This is a genomic window from Streptomyces sp. NPDC003032 (assembly GCF_053591415.1).
Map to the genome: position 1 here is coordinate 1 of NZ_JBSFTT010000104.1, position 4,553 is coordinate 4,553.

Here is a 4,553-nt window from a genome sequence, read left to right on the forward strand (position 1 = left end):
GCGGAGTGTGTGGCTGATGAGGCGCCGGAGATGGTGCTGGTTCCGGCGATGCGCCGGGACCGGGACGAGGTGCGTACGGCGGTGGAGGCCGTGGCGCAGGCGTGGGTGGCGGGCGTACCGGTCGACTGGAAGGCGTTCTGCCCAGGGCGGGACGGCCGCTCCGTGGCACTGCCCACCTACGCCTTCGAGCGCCGCCGCTTCTGGGTGGAGGCGGACCCGGGCGCGGAGGTGACACGGGCCGGGCTGGGTGCCGCCGAACACGGACTGCTGTCAGCCGTGGTGCGGCTGGCCGACGGCGGCGGCCTCGTGCTCTCCGGACGTCTGTCACAGCGGGCGCAGCCATGGCTGGCCGATCACACCGTCGGCGGGGTGCCCCTCGTACCGGGCACGGCGTTCGTCGAACTGGCCCTGCGCGCCGGGCAGGAGACCGAGTGCCGTCACCTGGAGGAACTGACCCTGCAGAGCCCCCTCGCCGTCCCCGGCCACGGAGACCTCTGCGTCCAGGTGGCCGTCGGCACCCCCGACGAGACGGGGCGGCGCACCGTCACCGTCCACTCGCGTGCGGGCGACGACGAGGACGGCGTGTGGGTGACGCACGCCGAAGGCCTGCTCGCGCCCTCCGGCGCAGCCGCACCTGCCGCTGGCGGAGACTTCGCGGCCTGGCCGCCCCCGGACGCCGAGCCGGTCGAAGTCGCGGGCATGTACGAGGAGTTGACCGCACGCGGCTACACCTACGGCCCCGCCTTCCAGAGCCTGCGCGCCGCCTGGCGCCGCGGCGACGAAGTGTTCGCCGAAGTGAGCCTGCCGGAGGCGGCCCGTAGCGCCGCCGCCCGGCCCTACGGCATCCATCCAGCCCTCCTCGACGGCGCGCTGCACGCCGCCGCCATCGGCGGCATCCTGCCGGCGGACGGCACCTGGCTGCCGTTCTCCTGGAACGGCGTCACCCTGCACGCCGCCGGTGCCACGGACATCCGCGTCCGCCTCGCTCCCTCGGGTCCCGACGCGATGAGCGTCACGATCGCCGACACCGCCGGGGACCCCGTCGCCCACGCCGAGAGCCTGATCCTCCGCTCCGTCGGGGCGCAGGCCCTGCCCGCCGCCGAGGGGCAGTCACCCGACACCCTCCTGCGCCTCCGCTGGACTCCGCTGGACCCGCTGCCCGCGCCTGCGGAGCCCACGTCGTACGTACTTCGCGTCGACGCCTGCCAGAGTGGCCACGGCGGTGACGACGGCGGCGACGGCGGCCCGGCGGCGGCCTTCGCGGAAGCCCTCGCGCAATTCCGCGGGCAGGACGCCGACGGCAACCCCGCCGCCCCGGGCCTCCCGGACCTCGTCGTCCTCGACTGCGTCAGCCGCGCCGAAGGCACCCCCGCCGACCGGCAGGACACGGACCGCGCGCTGGAGCTCACCCGGCAGGTCCGGCGCTTCATCGAGGCGTGGCTGAACGACACCCGCTTCGAGGCCGTCCGCCTCGCCGTGCTCACCCGGGGCGCCGTCGGCACCGGGCCCGAGGACGGCCCCCAGGACCTCGATGCCGCACCGGTCTGGGGACTCGTGCGCGCCGCACAGACGGCACGCCCCGGCGCCTTCGCGCTGGTCGACCTGGACGCCGCGACGCCCGCCCCCGACTGGCCGGTGCTCTTCGCCGCCATGGCGTGGTCCGACGAGTCCCAGATCGCCGTGCGCGACGGACAACTCCTCGTCCCCCGGCTCGCCCGGCTGGGCGTCACCGCGCAGGACGACGTGTCCGCCGGTGCCGAGGACGAGCCCCGCGACGACGCCACCGCCCTCCTCGTCGGAGCCCCCGACGCACGCGGCGCCGCGGTACTGCGCCACGTGGTCGCACAGCGCGGCGTACGCCATGTGTTACTCGCGACCGGCGGCGAGCATGGCGAGCACGACGAGCCTTCGCCTGCGGAGCTGGAGCAACTCGCCGACGAATTACGCGTTCTGGGGGCTGACATCGTCGTCGAGACAGCCACCCCGATGGCCCCCGACGCGCGGCGGCGCCTCCTCGCCCGCATCCCGGCCGGCAGCGCACCTCTCACCGTCATCCACGCCGCCACCGGCCTCAGGGCCGCCCTGGACACCCACCGACTCGTCGAGGAACTGGAAGAGCCCGCCGACGGCGACACGGCGACGGCGGGACGGCCCGTCGAACTCCTGCTGTGCTCGACCGACGCGGCCGCCCTCGGTGGCGGACTCGAAGCCGCCGAAGAGGCAGGGGCGGGAGCCTTCCTGGCGGCGCTCGCCCAGCGGCGCGCCGCGCGCGGAGCGTCCGCCACCGCCCTCGCCCTGTCGTCGTCCGGCACCGTTCCCGACGCCGTCCCCGAGGCCCTCGACCGCGCTCTCGCGGCGGGCGAACCGCTGGTCGTGGCGGCCAGGATGGACTTCCCCCGGCTCCGTGCCCAGGCCGCAGAGCGCACCCTTCCCGTGCTGTGGCGCGGCCTGGTGCGCGCCCCCGTGCGGGCTGCGGCCCAGGGAGCGCACGCCACCGCCTCCGACTTCGCCCGCCGCATGGCGTCCGTACCGGAGGGCGAGCGTGAGCACGTACTCCTGGAACTGGTGCGCACGCATGTCGCGGCCGTCCTCGGCCACGGGAACCTCCAGGACGTGGACGCCCAACGCGGCTTCCTGGACCTGGGTTTCGACTCCCTCACCGCCGTGGAACTCCGCAACCGGCTGACCGCCGCCACCGGGCGGCGACTGCCCGCCACCCTGATCTTCGACTACCCCACCCCGGTCGCCCTGGCCGCCCACCTGCACGACGGACTCGGCGCCGGGACGACGACGCGGACAGCGTCGGCCGCCCCCGAGGCGAACAGGGCGACGCGCACCGACGAGCCCATGGCGATCGTCGGCATGGCGTGCCGGTTCCCCGGCGGCGCGGACTCGCCCGAGGGGCTGTGGCGCGTGGCGACGGAAGGGGCGGACGTCATCTCCGCCTTCCCCACGGACCGAGGCTGGGACCTGGCCAAGCTCTACGACCCCGACCCCGGCCGAATCGGCACCTCGTACGTCCGCGAGGGCGGTTTCGTCCACGGGGCCGGGGAGTTCGACGCGGAGTTCTTCGGTATCTCGCCGCGTGAGGCGTTGGCGATGGATCCGCAGCAGCGGCTGCTGCTCGAAGTGTCGTGGGAGGCTTTGGAGCGGGCGGACATCGACCCGCAGGGGCTGCGCGGCAGCCGTACCGGCGTCTTCGTCGGCGCGCTCGGCTCCGACTACGTACCGGACCTGGAGAAGGAGCCCCGAGAGTCCGAGGGCTTCGCCATGATGGGCAACTCCTTCAGCGTGCTCTCCGGACGTGTCGCCTACGCGCTGGGCCTCGAAGGCCCCGCCGTCTCCGTCGACACCGCCTGCTCCTCCTCGCTGGTCGCCCTCCACCAGGCGTGCCAGGCCCTGCGTGACGGTGACTGCACGCTGGCGCTGGCGGGCGGCGTGACCATCCTCGCGAGCCCCGCGCTGTTCGTGGGGCTCTCCCGGCAGCGCGCACTCGCCGAGGACGGCCGCTGCAAGGCGTTCGCGGCGGACGCGGACGGTCTCAGCACGGCCGAGGGCCTCGGCGTGCTCGTCGTCGAGCGCCTCTCGGACGCGCGTCGTCTCGGGCACCGCGTGCTGGCGGTGGTGCGCGGCTCGGCGGTCAACCAGGACGGCGCGAGCAGCGGCCTGGCCGCACCCAACGGCCCCTCCCAACAACGCGTCATCCGGGCCGCGTTGGCGAACGCCGGCCTTTCGCCCGCGGACGTGGACGCGGTGGAGGCGCACGGTACGGGGACGAAGCTCGGCGACCCCATCGAGGCGCAGGCGCTGCTCGCCACGTACGGGCAGGAGCGCACGGGTGAACCGCTGTGGATCGGCTCCGTGAAGTCCAACATCGGACACGCGCAGGCCGCGGCCGGCGCGGCCTCGCTGATCAAGACGGTGATGGCGCTGCGGCACGGGCTGCTGCCGAAGACCCTGCACGTGGACGAGCCCACGCCCGCCGTGGACTGGACCGAGGGCGACGTCTGTCTCCTGACGGACCACCTTCCCTGGCCGCGTACGGGCCGCCCGCGTCGCGCGGGCGTGTCGTCCTTCGGCATCAGCGGTACGAACGCACACGTCATCCTGGAGCAGGCACCGGAGGAACGGGCCGCTGCCACCCAACGCCCGCGCACCCGCCCGGAGTTGCCCGTCGTGCCGTGGTTGCTGTCCGCGCGCGGCGAGGAGGCCCTGCGCGGACAGGCCGAGCGCCTGCACCAGTGGGCCATGGCGACCCCGGGCCACGACCCCGTCGACGTGAGCGCGGCCCTGAGCGCCCGCGCCGAACTCACCCACCGTGCCGTCGTCCTCGCCGCGGACCGCCCGCGGCTGCTCGACGCCCTGGAGGCACTCAGCCGCGGCGAGACCGTCCCGGGCGGCGCCGTCACGGGAGCCGCCGCTTCCGGGCGGGAGCGTCCTGTCCTGGTGTTTCCGGGTCAGGGGGGTCAGTGGTTGGGGATGGGGTGGGAGTTGTTTGAGGGGTGTGAGGTCTTTCGGGAGTGCGTCCTGGAAATCGATGGGGTGGTGCGGGG

1 protein-coding gene is annotated in these 4,553 nt (G+C 74.6%); it reads left to right on the forward strand.

From position 1 onward, the window contains the following. Nucleotides 1-9 precede the first annotated feature (9 nt). Nucleotides 10-4,553 (forward strand): beta-ketoacyl synthase N-terminal-like domain-containing protein (locus ACWDZ7_RS42585; RefSeq protein WP_451804306.1); only part of this gene is annotated, 4,544 nt, incomplete at its 3' end.